The organism is Burkholderia sp. YHN3-13 (assembly GCF_055810675.1).
The window spans coordinates 100,605-119,242 of the sequence record NZ_JBVVNQ010000020.1 but is presented as its reverse complement, the minus strand read 5'-3'; the positions used below and the strand labels follow the sequence as shown (position 1 = coordinate 119,242).

Genomic DNA, 18,638 nt, shown 5'->3' with positions numbered 1-18,638 from the left:
CGCCGCCTCCGTCACGCGAGCATGTAGCCCGAGCCGCGCACCGTCTGGATCATCGGTTCCGCGCCCGGCGGATCGATCTTCTTGCGCAGCCGGCCCATGTGGACGTCGATCAGATTGGTGCCGGGATCGAAGTGATAACCCCACACGGTCTCGAACAGCATCGTGCGCGTGATCGTCTGGCCCGCGTTGCGCATCATGAACTCGAGCACGCGAAATTCGGTCGGCAGCAGCGGAATCTCGTCGCCGCCGCGCCGTGCGCAGCGCGAAATGAGGTCGAGCTCGAGTGCGCCGACCTTCAGCAGCGTCTGCTGCGGCACGCCCGATGCCTGCCGACGGCGCAGCAGCACCTCGATGCGCGCGCTCAGCTCGCCGGAATCGAACGGCTTCGTCAGGTAATCGTCGCCGCCCGCGCGCAGCCCGCGGATGCGCTCGTCGACATCGCCGAGCGCACTCAGCATCAGCACCGGCGTATCGATGCCGACCGTGCGCATCGCGGTCAGGATCGCGAGTCCGTCCGCGCCCGGCAGCATCCGGTCGAGCGTGATCGCGTCGTACGATGCGCTCATCGCGCGCATCATCCCTTCGCGGCCGTTGTCGATCCAGTCGACCTCGAACCCGCGCGCGGTCAGCTCGCCGACGATCTCGTTCGCGGTCACCGCATCGTCCTCGACCGTCAGTACTCGCATGATTGTCCTCTCAATGAACGTCGCGACGGGCGCACACGACGCGCCCGCGACTATCGTAGGCGACGCGCTCGCCGTCCGGCGTTACATGAAAAATGCTTCATCCCGCGCCGCGACAAGCACGCGTGAAACATGTTTCATCCGTGCGTCGCTCGCCTCGTCGTGCGGGCCGCCTACGCTGACGTCATGCGGCATCGAGCCGCGCAACCAGGAGCCACCGGATGAAACTGTCGACCACCGTCGCCTGCATGCTGCTCGCATGCGCCAGCACCGCCGCGTTCGCGGGCCCCCGCCTCACCCCGCAGGAATGTCGTGCGTACCCGTTCGTTCACACGGGCCACGACGTCACGCATGCGGACCTCGTGCGCGAACTGACCGAGCTCGAACAGGTCGGCTACAACCCGGCTCACGCGAGCCCCTACTACCCCGACGATCTCGACGATGCGAAGCAGCGCCTCGCCGCCGAATACCGCGCGGACTGCACCCATGCGCTGACGGCCGACGCCGGCGTGCGGCACTGACCGCGCACGGCCCGGCGCAACGCGGCCGGGGGAGAAATGAAAAAGGCGGCACGCGAGTGCCGCCTTTTCGTCATGAGCGCGCATGGATATCGACCGCCGCGCCGCGAAGCCGCTCAACGCGACATCATGTTCATGCTGACGTTGTGCATCACCCACAACGTGCCGACGATCAGGATCGCCGCGGTCAGCACCGTGTAGCTGAACGCCATCACGTTCCAGCGCTGGCCCGACGAGCCGTTCATGTGCAGGAAGTACACGAGGTGCACGACGATCTGCACGAAGGCGAGCACGGCCAGCGCGATCAGCGACGCATGCGGCGACAGCACGCCGCCCATCACAAGGCCGAACGACGCGGCCGTGAGCAGCACCGACAGGATGAAGCCGGCGACGTAGCCGCCGACGCTGCCGTGCCCTTCTTCGAGTTGAGACGAATGCGAATGGGCCATTTAGATCACGCTCGCGAGATAGACAAAGGAAAACACGCAGATCCACACGATGTCGAGGAAGTGCCAGAACAGGCTCAGGCACGTGAGGCGCCGCAGGTCGCGATCGGTCAGGTCGCCGCCGCGGAACACGATCTGCCCGGCGAGCACGATCATCCACAGCAGGCCGGCCGTCACATGCAGCCCGTGCGTGCCGACCAGCGTGAAGAACGCCGACAGGAACGCGCTGCGCTGCGGGCCCGCGCCTTCCGCGATCAGGTGCGAGAACTCGCGCAGTTCCATCGCGAGAAACGCCGCGCCGAGCACGAACGTCACCGCGAGCCATGCGAGCAGCGCGCCGCGCCGCTGCTTGTACGCCGCGAGCATCGCGAAACCGTACGTGATGCTCGACAGCAGCAGCGCGGCGGTTTCCACCGCGACGCCCGGAATGTCGAACAGCTCCTTCGCGGTCTGGCCGCCCGCGTACTGGTGGCCCAGCACCGCGAACGTCGCGAACAGCGCCGCGAAGATCACGCAGTCGGTCATCAGGTACAGCCAGAAACCGAACACCGAATGCGACGGCGGATGGTCGTCGTGCTCGAGCAGGGTCGCGCTCAAGGTTTTCTGCAACATCAGTTGGCCTCCAGTTCCACGTCGTCGACGCGCGCGGCCGTGCGCGTCGTCGGCTGCTTGTCCTCGATCTTCCGCACCGTCGACGCGGGGATGTAATAACCGTCGTTATCGCGCGAGCTGTAGATCACGAGCGTCGCGATGATCCCGACGAGTCCGCCGATCGCCATCCACCAGATGTGCCACACCAACGCGAAGCCGAGCACCAGGCTGAAGATCGCGATCACGAGACCCGCGCAGGTATTCGACGGCATGTGGATGTCGCGGAACGTCGCCGGGTTCGGCCGCCCTTCGCCGCGCGCCTTCATGTCCGCGTACGCGTCGAGCGTGCGCACCTGCGGGATCACCGCGAAGTTGTAGTCGGCCGGCGGCGACGACGTCGCCCACTCCAGCGTGCGGCCGCCCCACGGATCGCCCGTCGTGTCGCGGTACTCGGGCAGGTGGCGATTGCGGATGCTGACCACCAGTTGCAGCAGCTGGCACGCGATGCCGATCGCGATCAACACGGCGCCGAACGCGGCGACCAGCAGCCACGGATGCCAGGCCGGGTTGTCGTAGTGGTTCAGGCGGCGCGTCATGCCCATGAAGCCGAGCACGTAGAGCGGCACGAACGCGACGTAGAAGCCGATCTGCCAGAACCAGAACGCGGCCTTGCCGAGCTTCTCGTTCAGCTTGAAGCCGAACGCCTTCGGGAACCAGTAGTTGAAGCCCGCGAGATAGCCGAACAGCACGCCGCCGATGATCACGTTGTGAAAGTGCGCAATCAGGAACAGGCTGTTGTGCAGCACGAAGTCCGCGCCGGGAATCGCCATCATCACACCGGTCATGCCGCCGAGCGTGAACGTGACCATGAAGCCGATCGTCCACAGCACGGGCGTCGTGAATTCGATCCGGCCGCGATACATCGTGAACAGCCAGTTGAACACCTTCACGCCGGTCGGGATCGCGATGATCATCGTCATGATCCCGAAGAACGCGTTCACGTTCGCCCCCGAGCCCATCGTGAAGAAGTGATGCAGCCACACGAGGAACGACAGCACCATGATCGCGCAGGTCGCGTACACCATCGTCTTGTAGCCGAACAGCGGCTTCTTCGCGAACGTCGCGATCACTTCCGAGAAGATCCCGAACGCCGGCAGGATCAGGATGTACACCTCCGGATGGCCCCACGCCCAGATCAGGTTCAGGTACAGCATCGCGTTGCCGCCGGCGTCGTTCGTGAAGAAGTGCATGCCGAGGTAACGGTCGAGGCCGAGCAGCGCGAGCGTCGCGGTCAGGATCGGGAACGACGCCATGATCAGCACGTTCGTGCAGAGCGCGGTCCACGTGAACACCGGCATCTTCATCAGCGTCATGCCGGGCGCGCGCATCTTGATGATCGTCACGAAGAAGTTCACGCCGGTCAGCAGCGTGCCGACGCCCGAGATCTGCAGCGCCCACAGGTAGTAGTCGACCCCTACCCCCGGACTGAACTGCAGCTCCGACAGCGGCGGGTACGCGAGCCAGCCCGTCTGCGCGAATTCGCCGATCACGAGCGACACGTTGATCAGGATCGCGCTGACGGCCGTCATCCAGAACGAGAGCGAGTTGATGAACGGGAACGCGACGTCGCGCGCGCCGATCTGCAGCGGCACGATCAGGTTCATCAGGCCGACCATGAACACCATCGCCATGAAGAAGATCATGATCACGCCGTGCGCCGTGAAGACCTGGTCATAGTGGTGCGGCGGCAGGTAGCCGGGCCCGTTGTACGCGAGCGCGAGCTGCATGCGCATCATGATCGCGTCGGCGAAGCCGCGCAGCAGCATGATCAGCGCGACGATGATGTACATCACGCCGAGTCTCTTGTGGTCGACCGTGGTCAGCCATTCCGTCCACAGCCATTTCCACCGGCCGGTGATCGTCAGCGCGGCGAGAATGCCCAGCACGACCAGCCCCATGAAGGCGCCTGCCCCCATGATGATGGGCTGATCGAACGGGATCGCCGAAAGTGTGAGTTTGCCGAACATGCGTTACCCCTTCGTGCCGCAGGCGGCGTCCTTCAGGTCGAGGACGTGGCCATCGTTGTATTTCGCGATGATGTTGTGGAAGAGCCGCGGATCGACCGACGAGAAGTAGCGCACCGGCGCCTTCTCGCTCGGCTGCGCGACGGTGCCGTACACGGTCGCGTCGAGCCGGTCCGGCGACGCCTTGACCTTCTGCACCCAGGCATCGAACTGTTCGCGCGGCTCCGCGAGCGTGCGGAACTTCATGTCGGAGAAACCGCGGCCGCTGAAGTTGGCGGACGTGCCCGCGTAGTTGCCGGGTTCGTCGGCGATCAGGTGCAGGCGCGTCTGCATCCCGGCCATCGCATAGACCTGGCCGCCGAGCTGCGGAATGAAGAACGAGTTCATCACCGAATCCGACGTGATGCGGAAATTCACCGGCGTGCCCACCGGAATCGCGAGCTGGTTGACCGACGCGATGCCGAGCTCCGGATAGATGAACAGCCACTTCCAGTCGAGCGCGACGACCTCGACGTCGATCGGCTTCACCGACGACTCGAGCGGCTTGTACGGGTCGAGCTCGTGCGTGGTCTTCCACGTGAGCACCCCAAGGAACAGGATGATCAGCGTCGGCACCGTCCAGATCACGACCTCGATCGCGGTCGAATGCGACCAGTTCGGCGCATAGGTCGCGTTCCGGTTCGATGCGCGATAACGCCACGCGAACCACAGCGTGAGCAGGATCACCGGCACGACGACGACCAGCATCGCCCAGGTGGACGTCGCGATCAGCGCCTTTTCGGCGGCGCCCACGCTACCTTTCGGATTTAGTACATCTAAATTACAGCCTGACAGGCTCAACGCCGCGCCGATCGACATCAGCGCCGCCCAGCCTCTTGAAGCTTTTCTTTTCATCACACAGCCCGAGGGTCATTGAATCCGTTTGCGTATGCCCGATGCGCATTCGATCCACGAAAGTGGCCGAATCATACGTCGCGCGGGTGTGATGAAAAACCGGTGGATGCGGCAAATCATCATTGCAAAATCTGCCGTGAGTCACATTGTCGCGGGGCAATTTCACGCAGCCGGAAGCCGGCCCGGCGCCCCTGCGCCGGACCTCGATCGATGTGCGCGCAACGACCGCGTCGCCACGCGATGCGGCCTGCGTGGCGCGCGCGCCGCGCTCAGTCGTGCGTCGACGCCATGTACGACGGCAGCGCCGGCACGGGGCCGTCCCCTGCCGGCACCTTCGAGTGGCTCGCTTCCTGGATCAGCTTGCCGACGGTCGGATCGATCGCGTCGGTAAACGGCTTCGGATCGATGCCGATCGCCAGCACGATCAGCGCGAGCGACGCGAACATCACGATCTCGCGACGGTTCAGGTCGGCGAGCTTCGCGATCCGCTGGCTCGCGACCTTGCCGAACACCACGCGCTTGAGCATCCACAGCGTGTACGACGCGCTGAGGATCAGCGTGAGCGCCGCGATCGCGCCGATCCAGAAGTTGAAGCGGATCGCCCCCATGATGACCATGAACTCGCCGACGAAACCCGACGTGCCCGGCAGGCCGACGTTGGCCATCGCGAACAGCAGCGTGAAGGTCGCGAAACGCGGCATCACGCCCGCCACGCCGCCGTACGCGGCGATCTCGCGCTGCTTCGTGCGATCGACGAGCACGTTCACGCACAGCAGCATCGCGCCGGCGACGAAGCCGTACGACACGAGCTGCACGATCGCGCCTTCGACGCCGATCCGGTTGAACAGGAACAGCCCGAGCGTGACGATGCCCATGTGTGCAACGGTCGAATACGCGAGCAGCTTGCCGAGATCGGTCTGCGCGAGCGCGATCAGGCTCGCATAGACGATCGCGAACAGCGACAGCGCGATCACGGCCGGTGCGAAGAAGTGGCTCGCATCGGGCGTGACCGGCAGCGCGAAGCGCAGGAACCCGTAGCCGCCGAGCTTGAGCATCGCGAGCATCAGCGCGGCACCGGTCGGGCCGTCGGTATAGACGTCGCTCAGCCACGTATGGACCGGCCACATCGGCACCTTCACCGCGAACGCCGCGAAGAAGCCGAGGAACACCAGCAACTGCGGCGCGAAGCCGAGTTGCAGCGTGCGCCACGCGGCCATGTCGAACGTATGCGACTGCGCATACAGGTACAGCATCGCCATCAACAGCAGCAGCGAGCCGGCGAACGAGATGAAGAAGAACTTCACGGCCGCATAGACGCGGCGCTCGCGCCCCCACGTGCCGATCAGCAGGTACAGCGGGATCAGCGTCGCCTCGAAGAAGATGAAGAACAGCAGCCCGTCCTGCGCGACGAACACGCCGACCATCAGCCCCGACAGGATCAGGAACGACGCGTAGTACTGCGCGACGCGCACCGTGACCGACTCCCACGACGCGATCACCACCACGAGCGTCGTGAAGGCGGTCAGCACGACGAGCCACAGCGACGCGCCGTCGATGCCGACACGCCATCCGGAATTGAACGCCGCCAGCCAGTCGCGGCTTTCGACAAACTGCATCGCCGCCGAATGTGTGTCGAAGCCGGCAACCAGCGGGACGACGGCCGCCAGCCCCACGATCGCGCCCGCGAGCGCGATCAGCCGCGTCCGGCGCGGGTGATGGTCGGAACCGACGCGCAGCAGGCACGCGCCTAACAGGATCGGAGCCCAGATGGCCAGGCTCAGGAAGGGGAAATCATGCATGTCAACAAAGCCTTGAGGAGGTCGCGCACTGTATCGGGGACAGGCGAGACGAAAGGTACGAAATCAAATCGACAGGTAGATTTCGTGAATCGCCAGCGTTGGCAAAATGTAAAGCGGCATCACGGAAAAACTTGATGCCGCTCAAACGCGATCGGGTTAACGAGCATAAGGCGATTGATTATTTTCTGCAGCGCAGCAGAACCTCAATTTTCCACGTCGACGCATGACGCTGATTTTATTGAGTAATTTTTTGTATTACGCGCCGGGGCTCATCATGAAAAACGACGCAATGCCGCATTTTTGGCACCGGCGGTTCATTTCGTGGGGCCGGAATGGAATTATCGAGGCCGGGCAGGACGATGGTCGGGCGTACCTCTTTTTCTTACATCGATACTTACATTTGTATTTCGATCGGCCGAGCGAATGGCCACCCTGCCCGCCCACCGTCACGGCAGCCCGCGCATGCTTCATGCTCCCGGCCGTCAGCGCCGATGGCTTTGCCGGTCCCACACGCGCATCGTCACCGCTCGATAGTGGTCGTGTTGCGCGGGGAAATGAACGAAGCGGCTGTCGCGCGTCGCGTAGACCGGCGACGCCGCAAGCGTCGTCGCGTCGACGATATGACGCGCATCGATCATGCCGGACTCCAGCAGTTCCACATAGATCGCCTGCTGGTCGCCGCCGCTCGCGTAGACCGACGACCGATCGTCGAAGCGCTCGATGCGCGCGCAGATGCGCTCGACGAGTGCGCGCATCGGCGCCACGTTGCGCACGCCGATCATGCATGAATTGATCGCCCAGGCCGTGTGATCGGTACCGATCAGGAAGTCGCGGCCCTCGATCACGCCGTCGATGGACCGACTCTGGTCGATTGCCAGGATGTCCGCATCGACCCAGAACACGAATTCGTGGCGCGGCAGATGTTCGCGAATCAGATGCAGCTTCGCCCAGTTCGCATCGATGCCGCCCGGCAGAAACGCGGGCGCCTCGCGATACGTGTGGTACGCATAACCGTGCCGCGTGCAGTAGCGGACGAAGTTTTCCTCGTGCAGATCGCCATAGCCCGCGATATGCGGCGTATGCAGGCTCACGAACGCAATACGCGCGTGCGGATTCACGTGCCGCTCCGCTTCGCGCGTTCGCTGCTGCGCGGCGCGCCAGTCGTCCAGCGCGCGCGGGGAATCGCCGCGCTGGTACCGCTCGGCATCGTCGACGAGCGCGACCACGTAGCGAAAGTCGTAGTCGGCCGCCGGCGCCCAGCCACCGTCCACGTCCTGCCACTCGGGCGCGTGGTGCGCGACCAGCGGCCGCGCGCCGGCGATCGAATCGATCGCGATGCCCTCGCTCCAGACCGTCTGCACCGACGCGAAATGCCCGTTCGCGAGCGGTACATCGAACGGCAGTGGCGCAAAGTGCTCCGCGAGCAGCGTCGCCTCGCACGCGTGACGCCGTTCCGGAAGGCGCATCGCCCACTTGCCCAGTTCGAGCGCGAGCTCGCGCAATCGCTCCCGCACGCCGGGCACGTTGCGGAAAATCATGCCGCTCGCGGCAGGCAGCGGCGACTTCGACGTCTGGGTGGTGACGATTGCGTCGTAACCGTGCGCGACGTCCGGCAGCGCGTGCGGATCGAACACGACGGAGAACGGATCGAGCACGAGCAGCAACGCGCCCGGCTCCATCGCGACGAGCTGCGCGATGAGCGCGTGGTACTTGTGCAGGATCTGCTGGCGCTCGCCGTACACGTGCGTGCCGTCGACGATCGCATGCCGGTAGCCGTGCAACTGCGCGTAACGCGCGTGATTGTCGACGAGTCCGTCGACAGGCCGATGAGAGCGGAACGTCAGAACTGCATGCGGGCTTGCCACGAGCATCACCTTGAATTGCGCCGGTCGATACGCGTATGTTGCGCATGACAGGGGCTCAAGTCGAGCATTCATTGCCCGAGGGGCCGCGACGAGGTTCGCGTGAGGACGCGATCCGGCAGCATCGGACCTGTCGCGCGCGACACGGCACGACGGGCCGGAAAAAGAAAAAGCCCCGCAAGTCCGAGAACTTGCGGGGCTTTGTCACCGCTTTTGGCGGAGACGGAGGGATTCGAACCCTCGATCCAGGTTTTGGCCCAGATGCTCCCTTAGCAGGGGAGTGCCTTCGACCTCTCGGCCACGTCTCCCAAACTTTCGCTCGCACCAGGGAGGCAGTGCGACGAGAACGAGATATTATAGGGTTTCGAACCGTGCGTCAATTTCGGTGATGCATTTTCTTCAATGCATCACGAAAAATTCACGACGCCTGGTCGAGTTCGAATGCCTTGTGCAGCGCGCGGACGGCCAGCTCCATGTATTTCTCGTCGATCAGCACCGAAATCTTGATTTCGGACGTCGAGATCATCTGGATGTTGATGCCCTCTTCCGACAGCGTGCGGAACATCTTGCTCGCGACACCCACGTGCGAACGCATGCCGACGCCGACGACCGACACCTTCGACACCTTCGGGTCGCCCTGCACGCGCTCGGCGCTGACATGGCCCTGCACCTGGTTGGTGAGGATGTCCATCGCCTTCTGGTAGTCGCCGCGGCCGACCGTGAACGTGAAGTCGGTTTTGCCTTCGACGCTCTGGTTCTGGATGATCATGTCGACGTCGACGTTCGCGTCGGCGACCGGGCCGAGGATCTGATATGCGATGCCCGGCTTGTCGGGCACGCCCATCACAGCAATGCGTGCTTCGTCGCGCTGGAACGCGATGCCGGAAATGACTGCCTTTTCCATGGTCTCGTCTTCTTCAAAAGTAATCAGGGTGCCCGAGCGCATTTCTTCGTCGAGCGCAATCAGCGGATCGGTCAGGCTCGACAGCACACGCGTCTTCACCTGGTATTTGCCGGCGAATTCGACCGAGCGGATCTGCAGGACCTTCGAGCCGAGGCTGGCCATTTCCAGCATCTCTTCGAACGTCACGCGATCGAGGCGGCGCGCCTCTTCGACGACGCGCGGGTCGGTCGTGTAGACGCCGTCGACGTCCGTGTAGATCAGGCACTCTTCGGCATCCAGCGCGGCCGCGACCGCCACCGCCGACGTATCGGAGCCGCCCCGGCCCAGCGTCGTGATGTGGCCGTCCGGATCGACGCCCTGGAAGCCCGTGATGATCACGACCTTGCCGGCGTTCAGATCGACCTTCACGCGCTCGTCGTCGATCGAGTGGATGCGCGCTTTCGTGAACGCGCTGTCGGTCTTGATCGGTACTTGCCAGCCGGCGTAGCTCACGGCCTCGACGCCGATTTCCTGCAGCGCGATCGACAGCAGGCCGACGCTGACCTGCTCGCCGGTCGACGCGATCATGTCGAGCTCACGCGGGCTCGGCTGGCTCGAAATCTCTTTCGCAAGACCGAGCAGACGGTTGGTTTCGCCGGACATCGCCGAAGGCACGACCACCATCTGGTGCCCGGCCTGATGCCATTTTGCGACGCGTTTCGCGACGTTCTTGATGCGCTCGACCGAGCCCATCGAAGTGCCGCCGTATTTGTGTACGATGAGTGCCATTGTCGTTCTGAACTGGAGGAGAAACCGCACGGGCGCGCTGGGCAGGCCGCGTAGCCGTTCGGTCACGCGGCTTGTGGCTGTGGACGGACGACAAGGGGGACGGCTGGGACGCAACACGCAAGCGTGACGGATTTTGCCCGGAAGGCCGATCAGGCCGCGCAAACCGGGTACGTCACGCGGAAAACCTGCACAAAACGCTCAAAAATCGAGCCGAGCAAACGACCGAGCGTACCCGATAGAAGCCCGCTTGACAAGCCGCCCGCCGTGCTGGGAGCCGTTCAGGCGCTGTTTACCAAATGGTGAAAATGGGCGCGCCATCGCGCCGACGGACGCGTGCCGGCCACTACGCGATCAGCAGGTCGGGGCGCCATTCGATCCGGCGCCAGTCGCCGTTGCCGGCCGCCTTGCTCCCGGACAGGCCGATATCGCGATCGAGGCCAAGCCGCGGCACGTAGAGCAGCCGGTCGCCCGCGAACAGAAGCGGCACGTCGCGCTGCCAGGCCGGCACGCCGCGCTCCTGGAACAGGTTCTTCAGCGTGCGGCCCGGGCCGCCCGGCGACATGCGCATCCGCTCGCCGCCGGCGCGGGCGCGTACCGTGAGCCTGGCGCCGCGCAGCAGCGCCTCCGGCACCGCGCCGGCGCTCGCCGCGTCGGCCGGCGCGAACACGAACGTGCCGCGCCAGCCCGGCACGTGCCAGACCTCCTGCCCATCCCACGCGAGCGCTGCTTCCGGGTGCGGCGTGCCCGTGCCGTCATCGGCCGGTTCGCTGCTGTCGCCCGCTTCCCAGTAAACGGTATCGCGATAGAGCCGCAGGCACTGCCCTGCGTGATCGACACGCAGCGCGTGCGCGTCATGCGCGGCGCGCAGCTGCCGCATCATGTTGGCGAGCCGCGCGGCCGACGCGCCCGGCAAGCCGAGCCGGCGCATCCAGAAGCGCAGCAGGTTCGCGCCGCGCGTGTCGTCGAACGCGACCAGCGCGTCGCGCGACAGCGCATGCCCGTCGTCGCGCGCAACGGCGGCGAAATCCAGTTCGGCCAGATCGTCGAGCAGCTTCTGCGCGGCGGCCGCATGCTGCGCCGCGCGGCCGAGCGCATCGCGAAAGCCCGGGAAATGCACGGCCAGCGCCGGCAGCACGTCGATGCGCAACGCATTGCGCGCATAACGCGTGTCGCCGTTCGATTCGTCGTCGATCCATGCGAGCGCATGCTGCTCCGCGTAGCGCTCAAGTTGCGCGCGCAACAATCGCAGCAACGGGCGCACCCGTTCGACGCTCACGCCGTCGGGGCGATAGCGCGGCGCCATCGCGGCGAGCCCGGCGATGCCCGCGCCGCGCAACAGCTGCAGCAGCACCGTCTCCGCCTGATCGTCCGCATGTTGCGCGAGCCACAGCGTGGCCGCGCCATGGCGCTCGCACATCGCGTCGAGCGCCGCGTAACGACGCTCGCGTGCCGTGGCCTCGATACCGAGGCCGCTGTCGCGCGGCACGTCGACGCGCATCGATTCGAACGCGACGCCGAGCCGCGCGGCTTCCGCTTCGGCATGTGCAACCCATGCATCGGCGTTCGCGCTCAGGCCGTGATGCACATGCAGCGCGACGCAACGCGACGCGCCCGCGACGCGCACGGCCGCATCGAGCAGCACCGTCGAGTCTAGGCCGCCGCTGAAGGCGATCGCGATGCGCGCATCGGCCGGCATGCCGGAAAGCGCAACGCCGACCGCGTCGAGGACGGCGCGGTCGGCGGAGAATTCGGTCGGTGGGATCACGAGAGGAACGCGCGCGCAGCGGCGCGCGAATCGAATACGCAGCCGGTCATGCGCCCGGCGTGGTTTCCTTGAACTTGCCGTAGGCCATCAGGCGCTCGAAACGGCGCTCGCGCAGCGCATCGATGCTCATGCCCTGGAACTGGCGCAGCGAATCGGCGAGCGCGCGGCGCAGCAGTGCGGCCATGCCCTTCGGGTCGCGATGCGCGCCACCGAGCGGCTCGTTGATGATCTTGTCGATCAGGCCGAGCGCCTTCAGGCGGTGCGCGGTCAGGCCCAGCGCTTCCGCGGCTTCCGGCGCCTTCGCGGCGCTCTTCCACAGGATCGACGCGCAACCTTCCGGCGAGATCACCGAATAGGTCGAGAACTGCAGCATCATCACGGTATCGGCCACGGCGATCGCGAGCGCGCCGCCCGAACCGCCCTCGCCGATCACGGTCGTGATGATCGGCGTCTTCAGCTCGGCCATCACGTACAGGTTGCGGCCGATCGCCTCCGACTGGCCACGCTCTTCCGCGCCGATGCCCGGGTACGCGCCCGGCGTGTCGACGAACGTGAAGATCGGCAGCCCGAACTTCTCGGCGAGACGCATCAGGCGTTCGGCCTTGCGATAGCCTTCCGGACGCGGCATCCCGAAATTGCGCGCGGCGCGCTCCTTCGTGTCGCGGCCTTTCTGGTGACCGATCACCATGCACGGATGACCGCCGAAGCGCGCGAGACCGCCGACGATCGACAGGTCGTCCGCGAATGCGCGGTCGCCATGCAGCTCGTGAAAATCGGTAAACAGTTCCGCAACGTAATCGAGCGTGTACGGACGCTGCGGATGCCGCGCGATCTGCGACACCTGCCACGGCGACAGGTTCGCGTAGAGGTCTTTCGTCAGTTGCTGGCTTTTCTTCGACAGCCGCTCGATTTCTTCCGAAATATCGACAGCCGAGTCGTCCTGCACGAATCGCAGCTCTTCGATCTTGGCCTCGAGTTCGGCGATCGGCTGTTCGAAATCCAGAAACGTGGTCTTCATGTGTTCGAATCCTTGGGTCTTGCGGCAGCGCGTATTCTACCCGCGCGGGCGACGCTCAAAACCGGCTCTCAACTATTGACATTCAAAACCCGATAGTCGACGCTCAGGCGTCGGCGTCGGGCGCATCGAGGCTGCGCCACATGTACCAGGTCGCGACGGTGCGCCACGGCTCCCAGTTGGCGGCGACTTCACGCGCCTCGCTGCGTGTGACGGGTTCCCCGCTGAAGTAATTGACGCTGATCGCGCGGATCAGGCCCGGGTCGTCGAGCGGCAGCACGTCCGGCCGCGACAGGTTGAAGATCAGGAACATCTCGGCCGTCCAGCGGCTGATGCCGCGGATCTGCGTGAGTTCCGCGATCACGTCCTCGTCGTCCATCGACGTCCATTTGTCGACGTGCAACGCGCCCGAGACGAAATGCTGCGCCAGATCCAGGATGTATTCCGTCTTGCGTTTCGACAGCCCGCATGCGATCAGCTTGTCCGCACCGAGCCGTATCACCGGCTGCGGCGCGAGCTTCGGACACGCGTCCTCGATGCGCGCCCACAGCGACTGCGCGGACGGCACCGAAATCTGCTGGCCGACGACCGAGCGTGCGAGCGTGACGAACGGGTCGCCGCGCTTCACGAGATGCGCGGGACCGAACTTCGGAATCAGTTTCTTCAGGATGCGGTCGCGCTTGACGAGATCGGCGCACGCCTTGTCCCAGTAAGCAGGACGCACGACGACCTCCTCGCTGCCCGCTTCGGGCGCACGCGTCTTGCGGGCCGCGTCGGCGGCCGGCTGCGCAGCCGCCGGCTGCGCGTGACCGTTCAGCGCACCGTTCGGCACGGCGCGCGTCGCGTCCGCCTTCGCCGCCGGCACGCGCCTGGCTGCCGGACGTGCGGCGACCGCGGTCGCGCGCCTGACCGGCGCTTTTCTAGCCGTTGCCATCTTGCCTCCTACCTGACGGATCGGTCAGTGGAACGCGCCGCGCTCATACGCGACGCCATTCGGTCGATCCGCCCGGTTTGTCTTCAAGTGCGATGCCGGCTTCGAGCAGCTGCGCCCGGATCCGGTCCGCTTCGGCATAGTCCTTCGCTTGCTTCGCCGCGACGCGCGCGGCGATCTTCGCTTCGATCTCGTCGGCTGCGAGCGCGCCCGCCTGCGCGGCGCCGGACGCCTGCTGCAGGAATGCGCGCGGTTCGCGGCCCAGCAGGCCGAGCAAGCCCGCCAGCTGTTTCAGCTGCCGCGCGAGCGACGCGTCGCGCGTGCGATTCACTTCGCCGGCGAGCTCGAACAGCGTCGCCACCGCGACCGGCGTGTTGAAGTCGTCGTTCATCGCGGCCGCGAAACGCTGCGCATGCGGCTCGTTCCAGTCGAGCGCGAGCGTGTCGGCCTCGACGTCCTTCAACGCCGTATACAGGCGCGTGAGCGATGCGCGCGCGTCGTCGAGATGCACGTCGCTGTAATTGAGCGGCGACCGGTAGTGCGTGCGCACGATGAAGAAGCGCATGACTTCCGCGTCGTAGCGCTCGAGCACCTCGCGGATCGTGAAGAAGTTGCCGAGCGATTTCGACATCTTCTCGTTGTCGACCTGCACGAAGCCGTTGTGCATCCAGTAGTTGACGAACGTCTCGCCGGTCGCGCCTTCGCTCTGCGCGATCTCGTTCTCGTGGTGCGGGAATTGCAGATCCTGCCCGCCGCCGTGGATGTCGAAGTGATTGCCGAGCAGCGAGCAGCCCATCGCCGAGCACTCGATGTGCCAGCCCGGGCGGCCCATCCCGTACTTCGACGCCCACGACGCGCCTTCCGGCTCGTCCTCCTTCGCGCGTTTCCACAGCACGAAGTCGAGCGGATCCTGCTTCGCGTCGTTCGCCGCGACGCGCTCGCCCGCGCGAAGGTCGTCGAGCGACTTGCCCGACAGCTTCCCGTAGTTCGCGAACTTGCGCACCGAGTAATTGACGTCGCCGTCGGTCGCCTGGTACGCGTAGCCGTTCGCCTCGAGCGTCTCGATCATGCCGAGCATCTGCGGGATGAACTGCGTCGCGCGCGGCTCGAGGTCGGGCCGCTGGATACCGAGCGCGGCTTCGTCCTCGTGCATCGCGTTGATGAACCGGTCGGTCAGCGACTTGATCGTCTCGCCGTTCTCGACCGCGCGGCGGATGATCTTGTCCTCGATGTCGGTGATGTTGCGCACGTACGTGACCCGATAGCCGATCGCACGCAGCCAGCGCTGGACGAGGTCGAACACGACCAGCATGCGCGCGTGGCCCACGTGACAATAGTCGTAGACGGTGATCCCGCATACGTACATCCGCACTTCGCCGGACTGGCGCGGCACGAAGACTTGCTTGTCACGCGCGAGCGTGTTGTAGATGCGCAGTGATTCCATAGAGATGAACCGTGAGCCGAAGGAAACCGCCCTGGCGAAGCTCGCCCAGCATGCGACACGGACGGACCATCTGCTGCGGCACCGGGCCGAGCGTCCTCGTATCACATGGGGCGGTCAGGCTGCAAGCACAGCGGTGACGGCCACGAGAGGCTAAGAAAGACTGTCTGCGGCTCGCCGGAACGCGCAGACGTTTTGTTAGAATGGCTCGGAGTATAACATTCCGATTTACGCCTATGAAACCTCATCGCGGCCGCGCGCCGAGCGCTGCGACCCTCGTTGCGACCACCGTCATGGGCGTCGTGCTGACGCTTTTCGCGGCCCCCGCGGCGCATGCGCAGAAAGCCCCGGCCGTCGCCGACGGCACCCCCGAAATCGACTCGTCCATCGCCGGCAAGCAGTGGAAGCAGGCGCTCGCGCAACTCGACGCGCGCATCGCGTCGAACCCGCACGACGTGCAGGCGCAGTTCAAGCGCGGCACCGTGCTGGCCCGCCTGAACCGCGACGACGACGCGATCCAGCAGTTCGTCGCGATCACGCAGGCGTACCCGGAACTGCCCGAGCCGTACAACAATCTCGCGGCGCTTTACGCGAAGCATGGCCGCTACGACGAAGCGCGCACCGCGCTCGTCACCGCGACGCAATCGAACCCGAGCTATTCGCTCGCATACGAGAACCTCGGCGATCTCTACCTGCGCCTCGCGGCCGAGTCGTACAAGCGCGCGCAGTCGCTCGGCCGCACGAGCGGCGCGACCGCGCAGCGCCTCGCCGATCTCCAGAAGATCGTGTCGCCGCCGAAAGCCGCGCCGAATGCGCGCGCGGTGACGCCGGCCACGCGCGACTACACCGACCGCGCCGCCGCGAACGTGAGCACCACCACGCTGCCGATGTCGCCGACGTTCCAGTTCAACGGTCCGTCGGGCGCGCTGGCGGCGCCGTACGTCGCGCCGTCGCAATAAGCGGCGCGGCCTTCTTTCCCCTCCCAACCTGAGGATCGCAATGAAACGTCTGTTGCTGGCGCTTGGCGGCGCCGCCCTTCTCGCGACCGCACCCGCGTTCGCGCAATCGGCCACCGCGCACCCCGTCGTGCAGCTGAAGACCTCGCAGGGCGACATCCGTGTCGAGCTCTACCCGGAGAAGGCGCCGAAGTCGGTCGCCAACTTCCTCGATTACGTGAAGGCCGGCCAGTACAACGGCACGATCTTCCATCGCGTGATCAAGGGCTTCATGATCCAGGGCGGCGGCTACAAGACCAACTTCGAGGAGAAGCCGACCCGCGCGCCGATCCCGCTGGAGAGCCGCAATGGTCTGAAGAACCTGACGGGCACGATCGCGATGGCCCGCACGAGCGATCCGAATTCGGCCACCGCGCAGTTCTTCATCAACACGGTCGACAACAGCGGCCTCGACTACCCGAACCCGGACGGCAACGGCTACGCGGTGTTCGGCAAGGTCGTGTCGGGTCTCGACGTCGTGAAGAAGATCGAAGGCGTGGCGACGACCTCGCGCGGCCCGATGCAGGACGTGCCGGCGCAACCGGTCGTGATCGAATCGGCCAGCATCGTCTCGAAGTAAGAACCTGCCGGCACGTCCGGCGACTCACGCGGCCGCGTCGCACGACCGGCCGCGTGCCATTTAAACCGCCTCACCGAAGGAATTCATCATGGTTGAACTGCATACGAACCACGGCGTGATCAAGCTCGAACTCGACGCCGCGAAGGCACCGAAGACGGTCGAGAACTTCCTGAACTACGTGAAGAAGGGTCACTACGACGGCACCGTGTTCCATCGCGTGATCAACGGCTTCATGATCCAGGGCGGCGGCTTCGAGCCGGGCCTGAAGCAGAAGCCGACCGACGCGCCGATCGACAACGAGGCGAACAACGGCCTGAAGAACGACAACTACACGGTCGCGATGGCGCGCACGAACGATCCGCACTCGGCGACCGCCCAGTTCTTCATCAACGTGAACGACAACGACTTCCTGAACCACTCGTCGCCGACGCCGCAGGGCTGGGGCTACGCGGTGTTCGGCAAGGTCGTCGAAGGCCAGGACGTGGTCGACAAGATCAAGGGCGTCAAGACGGGCAACGCTGGTTTCCACCAGGACGTGCCGACCGACGACGTCGTGATCGAAAAGGCCGTCGTGGTCTGACGCACGGTTACGGAGACACTTCGATGTTGCAGGAGAGTCCGCCGCGAAGCGTCTCCGCGGGCGTGCCTGGCGAACGCCAGTACGCGCAAGCCGCACGCCCGTTCCTGTTTCTGTCCGATCTGCATCTGAGCGAAGCGATTCCGAAGACGGTCGCCGCGTTCGAGCATTTCGTGAAGTACACCGCCGACAGCGCCGACTCGGTGTTCATCCTCGGCGATCTATTCGAATACTGGATCGGCGACGACCTCCTCGACGACGACCCGTTCGCGGCCCGCATGGCCGCGCTGATGCACACGTTCTCCGAGCGCGGGATCGCGCTCTACGTGATGCACGGCAATCGCGATTTCCTGCTCGGCCGGCGCTTCATGAAGGCAGCCGGCGCGATGCTGCTGCCCGACCCGTCGCTGATCATGGCGTTCGGCCAGCGTATCGTGCTCGCGCACGGCGACGCGCAATGCACGGCCGACCGCGGCTACCAGGTGTTCCGCCGCTTCGCGCGCAACCGCGTCGCGCAATGGCTGTTTCTCGCGTGGCCGTTCCGCTGGCGCCGCGCGCTCGCGCAACGCATGCGCTCGAACAGCGAAGCGGGCCGGATGCGCCCTGCCTCGGCCATCTACGACGTCACGCGCGAAGGCGTGGCCGCCCTGTTCCGCAAGAGCCGCGCGAGCGTGATCATTCACGGCCACACGCACCGCCCCGCGCGCCATCTGGAACCCGGTGGCATCCGCTGGGTGCTGCCCGACTGGGATCTCGATCACGGCACGCCGCGTGGCGGCTACCTGCGCGTCGATGCGGAAGGCATCCACGCCATGCCGCTCGAGTGACGCCGCCGCTGCCGTTGC

18 protein-coding genes and 1 tRNA gene are annotated in these 18,638 nt (G+C 65.4%); 5 read left to right on the top strand and 14 right to left on the bottom strand.

Features of this window, described 5'->3' with window-relative positions; genetic code table 11:
- Nucleotides 1-11 precede the first annotated feature (11 nt).
- The gene (locus AC0KUR_RS31680; RefSeq protein ID WP_034188892.1) at nt 12-686 is read right to left on the bottom strand and encodes a response regulator transcription factor; all 675 of its coding nucleotides are present in this window, start codon (nt 684-686) and stop codon (nt 12-14) included.
- A gap of 218 nt (nt 687-904) precedes the next feature.
- On the opposite strand from AC0KUR_RS31680, the gene AC0KUR_RS31675 reads away from it, so the two are divergent.
- Nucleotides 905-1,204 carry a DUF4148 domain-containing protein gene (locus AC0KUR_RS31675; protein WP_034188893.1) on the top strand — a complete coding sequence of 100 codons (300 nt, stop codon included), beginning with the start codon at nt 905-907 and terminating at the stop codon, nt 1,202-1,204.
- Nucleotides 1,205-1,317: 113 nt separating this feature from the next.
- Here AC0KUR_RS31675 and cyoD read toward each other — a convergent pair whose 3' ends face one another.
- From cyoD to cysS, 13 genes are all read right to left on the bottom strand, one after another.
- Nucleotides 1,318-1,650 (bottom strand): cytochrome o ubiquinol oxidase subunit IV, encoded by a 333-nt coding sequence (cyoD, locus tag AC0KUR_RS31670; protein ID WP_011352504.1) that lies wholly within the window; start codon nt 1,648-1,650, stop codon nt 1,318-1,320.
- Nucleotides 1,651-2,259, bottom strand: a complete 609-nt coding sequence (gene cyoC, locus AC0KUR_RS31665; protein ID WP_034188894.1) for a cytochrome o ubiquinol oxidase subunit III — start codon at nt 2,257-2,259, stop codon at nt 1,651-1,653.
- Entirely contained in the window at nt 2,259-4,265 is a 2,007-nt protein-coding gene (gene cyoB, locus AC0KUR_RS31660; protein WP_034188895.1) for a cytochrome o ubiquinol oxidase subunit I, read from the bottom strand. The genes cyoC and cyoB overlap by 1 nt, the downstream gene beginning before the upstream one ends.
- 3 nt (nt 4,266-4,268) lie before the next feature.
- Nucleotides 4,269-5,156 (bottom strand): ubiquinol oxidase subunit II, encoded by an 888-nt coding sequence (gene cyoA, locus AC0KUR_RS31655; RefSeq protein ID WP_034188896.1) that lies wholly within the window; start codon nt 5,154-5,156, stop codon nt 4,269-4,271.
- The gene (locus AC0KUR_RS31650; protein WP_167361858.1) at nt 5,083-5,322 is read right to left on the bottom strand and encodes a hypothetical protein; all 240 of its coding nucleotides are present in this window, start codon (nt 5,320-5,322) and stop codon (nt 5,083-5,085) included. The genes cyoA and AC0KUR_RS31650 overlap by 74 nt, the downstream gene beginning before the upstream one ends.
- A gap of 103 nt (nt 5,323-5,425) precedes the next feature.
- Nucleotides 5,426-6,955: a complex I subunit 4 family protein gene (locus AC0KUR_RS31645; RefSeq protein ID WP_473376859.1), complete on the bottom strand. Its 1,530-nt coding sequence runs from the start codon at nt 6,953-6,955 to the stop codon at nt 5,426-5,428.
- Between the two features lie 482 nt (nt 6,956-7,437).
- Nucleotides 7,438-8,826 (bottom strand): glycosyltransferase family protein, encoded by a 1,389-nt coding sequence (locus AC0KUR_RS31640; protein ID WP_034188898.1) that lies wholly within the window; start codon nt 8,824-8,826, stop codon nt 7,438-7,440.
- A gap of 205 nt (nt 8,827-9,031) precedes the next feature.
- Nucleotides 9,032-9,125: transfer RNA gene (locus AC0KUR_RS31635), tRNA-Ser, on the bottom strand.
- A 110-nt stretch (nt 9,126-9,235) separates the two neighbouring features.
- Entirely contained in the window at nt 9,236-10,489 is a 1,254-nt protein-coding gene (locus AC0KUR_RS31630; protein WP_473376858.1) for an aspartate kinase, read from the bottom strand.
- Between the two features lie 343 nt (nt 10,490-10,832).
- Complete coding sequence (gene tilS / locus AC0KUR_RS31625) at nt 10,833-12,254, bottom strand: tRNA lysidine(34) synthetase TilS (RefSeq protein WP_200088363.1); 1,422 nt, start codon at nt 12,252-12,254, stop codon at nt 10,833-10,835.
- A 46-nt stretch (nt 12,255-12,300) separates the two neighbouring features.
- On the bottom strand, nt 12,301-13,272 hold the full coding sequence (locus AC0KUR_RS31620) for an acetyl-CoA carboxylase carboxyltransferase subunit alpha (RefSeq protein WP_006478433.1): 972 nt from the start codon (nt 13,270-13,272) through the stop codon (nt 12,301-12,303).
- A 103-nt stretch (nt 13,273-13,375) separates the two neighbouring features.
- On the bottom strand, nt 13,376-14,203 hold the full coding sequence (locus tag AC0KUR_RS31615; protein WP_473376857.1) for a DNA-3-methyladenine glycosylase family protein: 828 nt from the start codon (nt 14,201-14,203) through the stop codon (nt 13,376-13,378).
- Between the two features lie 43 nt (nt 14,204-14,246).
- Nucleotides 14,247-15,644, bottom strand: a complete 1,398-nt coding sequence (gene cysS / locus AC0KUR_RS31610) for a cysteine--tRNA ligase (RefSeq protein ID WP_034188902.1) — start codon at nt 15,642-15,644, stop codon at nt 14,247-14,249.
- Nucleotides 15,645-15,877: 233 nt separating this feature from the next.
- Between cysS and AC0KUR_RS31605 the strand changes: the two genes are divergently transcribed.
- From AC0KUR_RS31605 to AC0KUR_RS31590, 4 genes are all read left to right on the top strand, one after another.
- Complete coding sequence (locus AC0KUR_RS31605) at nt 15,878-16,600, top strand: tetratricopeptide repeat protein (RefSeq protein ID WP_034188903.1); 723 nt, start codon at nt 15,878-15,880, stop codon at nt 16,598-16,600.
- Between the two features lie 40 nt (nt 16,601-16,640).
- On the top strand, nt 16,641-17,216 hold the full coding sequence (locus AC0KUR_RS31600; RefSeq protein ID WP_034188904.1) for a peptidylprolyl isomerase: 576 nt from the start codon (nt 16,641-16,643) through the stop codon (nt 17,214-17,216).
- Between the two features lie 88 nt (nt 17,217-17,304).
- Nucleotides 17,305-17,796, top strand: a complete 492-nt coding sequence (locus AC0KUR_RS31595) for a peptidylprolyl isomerase (protein WP_006478428.1) — start codon at nt 17,305-17,307, stop codon at nt 17,794-17,796.
- 23 nt (nt 17,797-17,819) lie between these two features.
- Nucleotides 17,820-18,620: a UDP-2,3-diacylglucosamine diphosphatase gene (locus tag AC0KUR_RS31590; protein ID WP_034188905.1), complete on the top strand. Its 801-nt coding sequence runs from the start codon at nt 17,820-17,822 to the stop codon at nt 18,618-18,620.
- Nucleotides 18,621-18,638 lie beyond the last annotated feature (18 nt).

Excerpts from the sequence above, each read along its gene's own strand:
- AC0KUR_RS31680 (WP_034188892.1), bottom strand. The coding sequence starts at position 686 with ATGCGAGTACTGACGGTCGAGGACGATGCGGTGACCGCGAACGAGATC.
- AC0KUR_RS31675 (WP_034188893.1), top strand. The coding sequence starts at position 905 with ATGAAACTGTCGACCACCGTCGCCTGCATGCTGCTCGCATGCGCCAGC.
- cyoD (WP_011352504.1), bottom strand. The coding sequence starts at position 1,650 with ATGGCCCATTCGCATTCGTCTCAACTCGAAGAAGGGCACGGCAGCGTC.
- cyoC (WP_034188894.1), bottom strand. The coding sequence starts at position 2,259 with ATGTTGCAGAAAACCTTGAGCGCGACCCTGCTCGAGCACGACGACCAT.
- cyoB (WP_034188895.1), bottom strand. The coding sequence starts at position 4,265 with ATGTTCGGCAAACTCACACTTTCGGCGATCCCGTTCGATCAGCCCATC.
- cyoA (WP_034188896.1), bottom strand. The coding sequence starts at position 5,156 with ATGAAAAGAAAAGCTTCAAGAGGCTGGGCGGCGCTGATGTCGATCGGC.
- AC0KUR_RS31645 (WP_473376859.1), bottom strand. The coding sequence starts at position 6,955 with ATGCATGATTTCCCCTTCCTGAGCCTGGCCATCTGGGCTCCGATCCTG.
- AC0KUR_RS31640 (WP_034188898.1), bottom strand. The coding sequence starts at position 8,826 with ATGCTCGTGGCAAGCCCGCATGCAGTTCTGACGTTCCGCTCTCATCGG.
- AC0KUR_RS31630 (WP_473376858.1), bottom strand. The coding sequence starts at position 10,489 with ATGGCACTCATCGTACACAAATACGGCGGCACTTCGATGGGCTCGGTC.
- AC0KUR_RS31620 (WP_006478433.1), bottom strand. The coding sequence starts at position 13,272 with ATGAAGACCACGTTTCTGGATTTCGAACAGCCGATCGCCGAACTCGAG.
- AC0KUR_RS31615 (WP_473376857.1), bottom strand. The coding sequence starts at position 14,203 with ATGGCAACGGCTAGAAAAGCGCCGGTCAGGCGCGCGACCGCGGTCGCC.
- cysS (WP_034188902.1), bottom strand. The coding sequence starts at position 15,644 with ATGGAATCACTGCGCATCTACAACACGCTCGCGCGTGACAAGCAAGTC.
- AC0KUR_RS31605 (WP_034188903.1), top strand. The coding sequence starts at position 15,878 with ATGAAACCTCATCGCGGCCGCGCGCCGAGCGCTGCGACCCTCGTTGCG.
- AC0KUR_RS31600 (WP_034188904.1), top strand. The coding sequence starts at position 16,641 with ATGAAACGTCTGTTGCTGGCGCTTGGCGGCGCCGCCCTTCTCGCGACC.
- AC0KUR_RS31595 (WP_006478428.1), top strand. The coding sequence starts at position 17,305 with ATGGTTGAACTGCATACGAACCACGGCGTGATCAAGCTCGAACTCGAC.
- AC0KUR_RS31590 (WP_034188905.1), top strand. The coding sequence starts at position 17,820 with ATGTTGCAGGAGAGTCCGCCGCGAAGCGTCTCCGCGGGCGTGCCTGGC.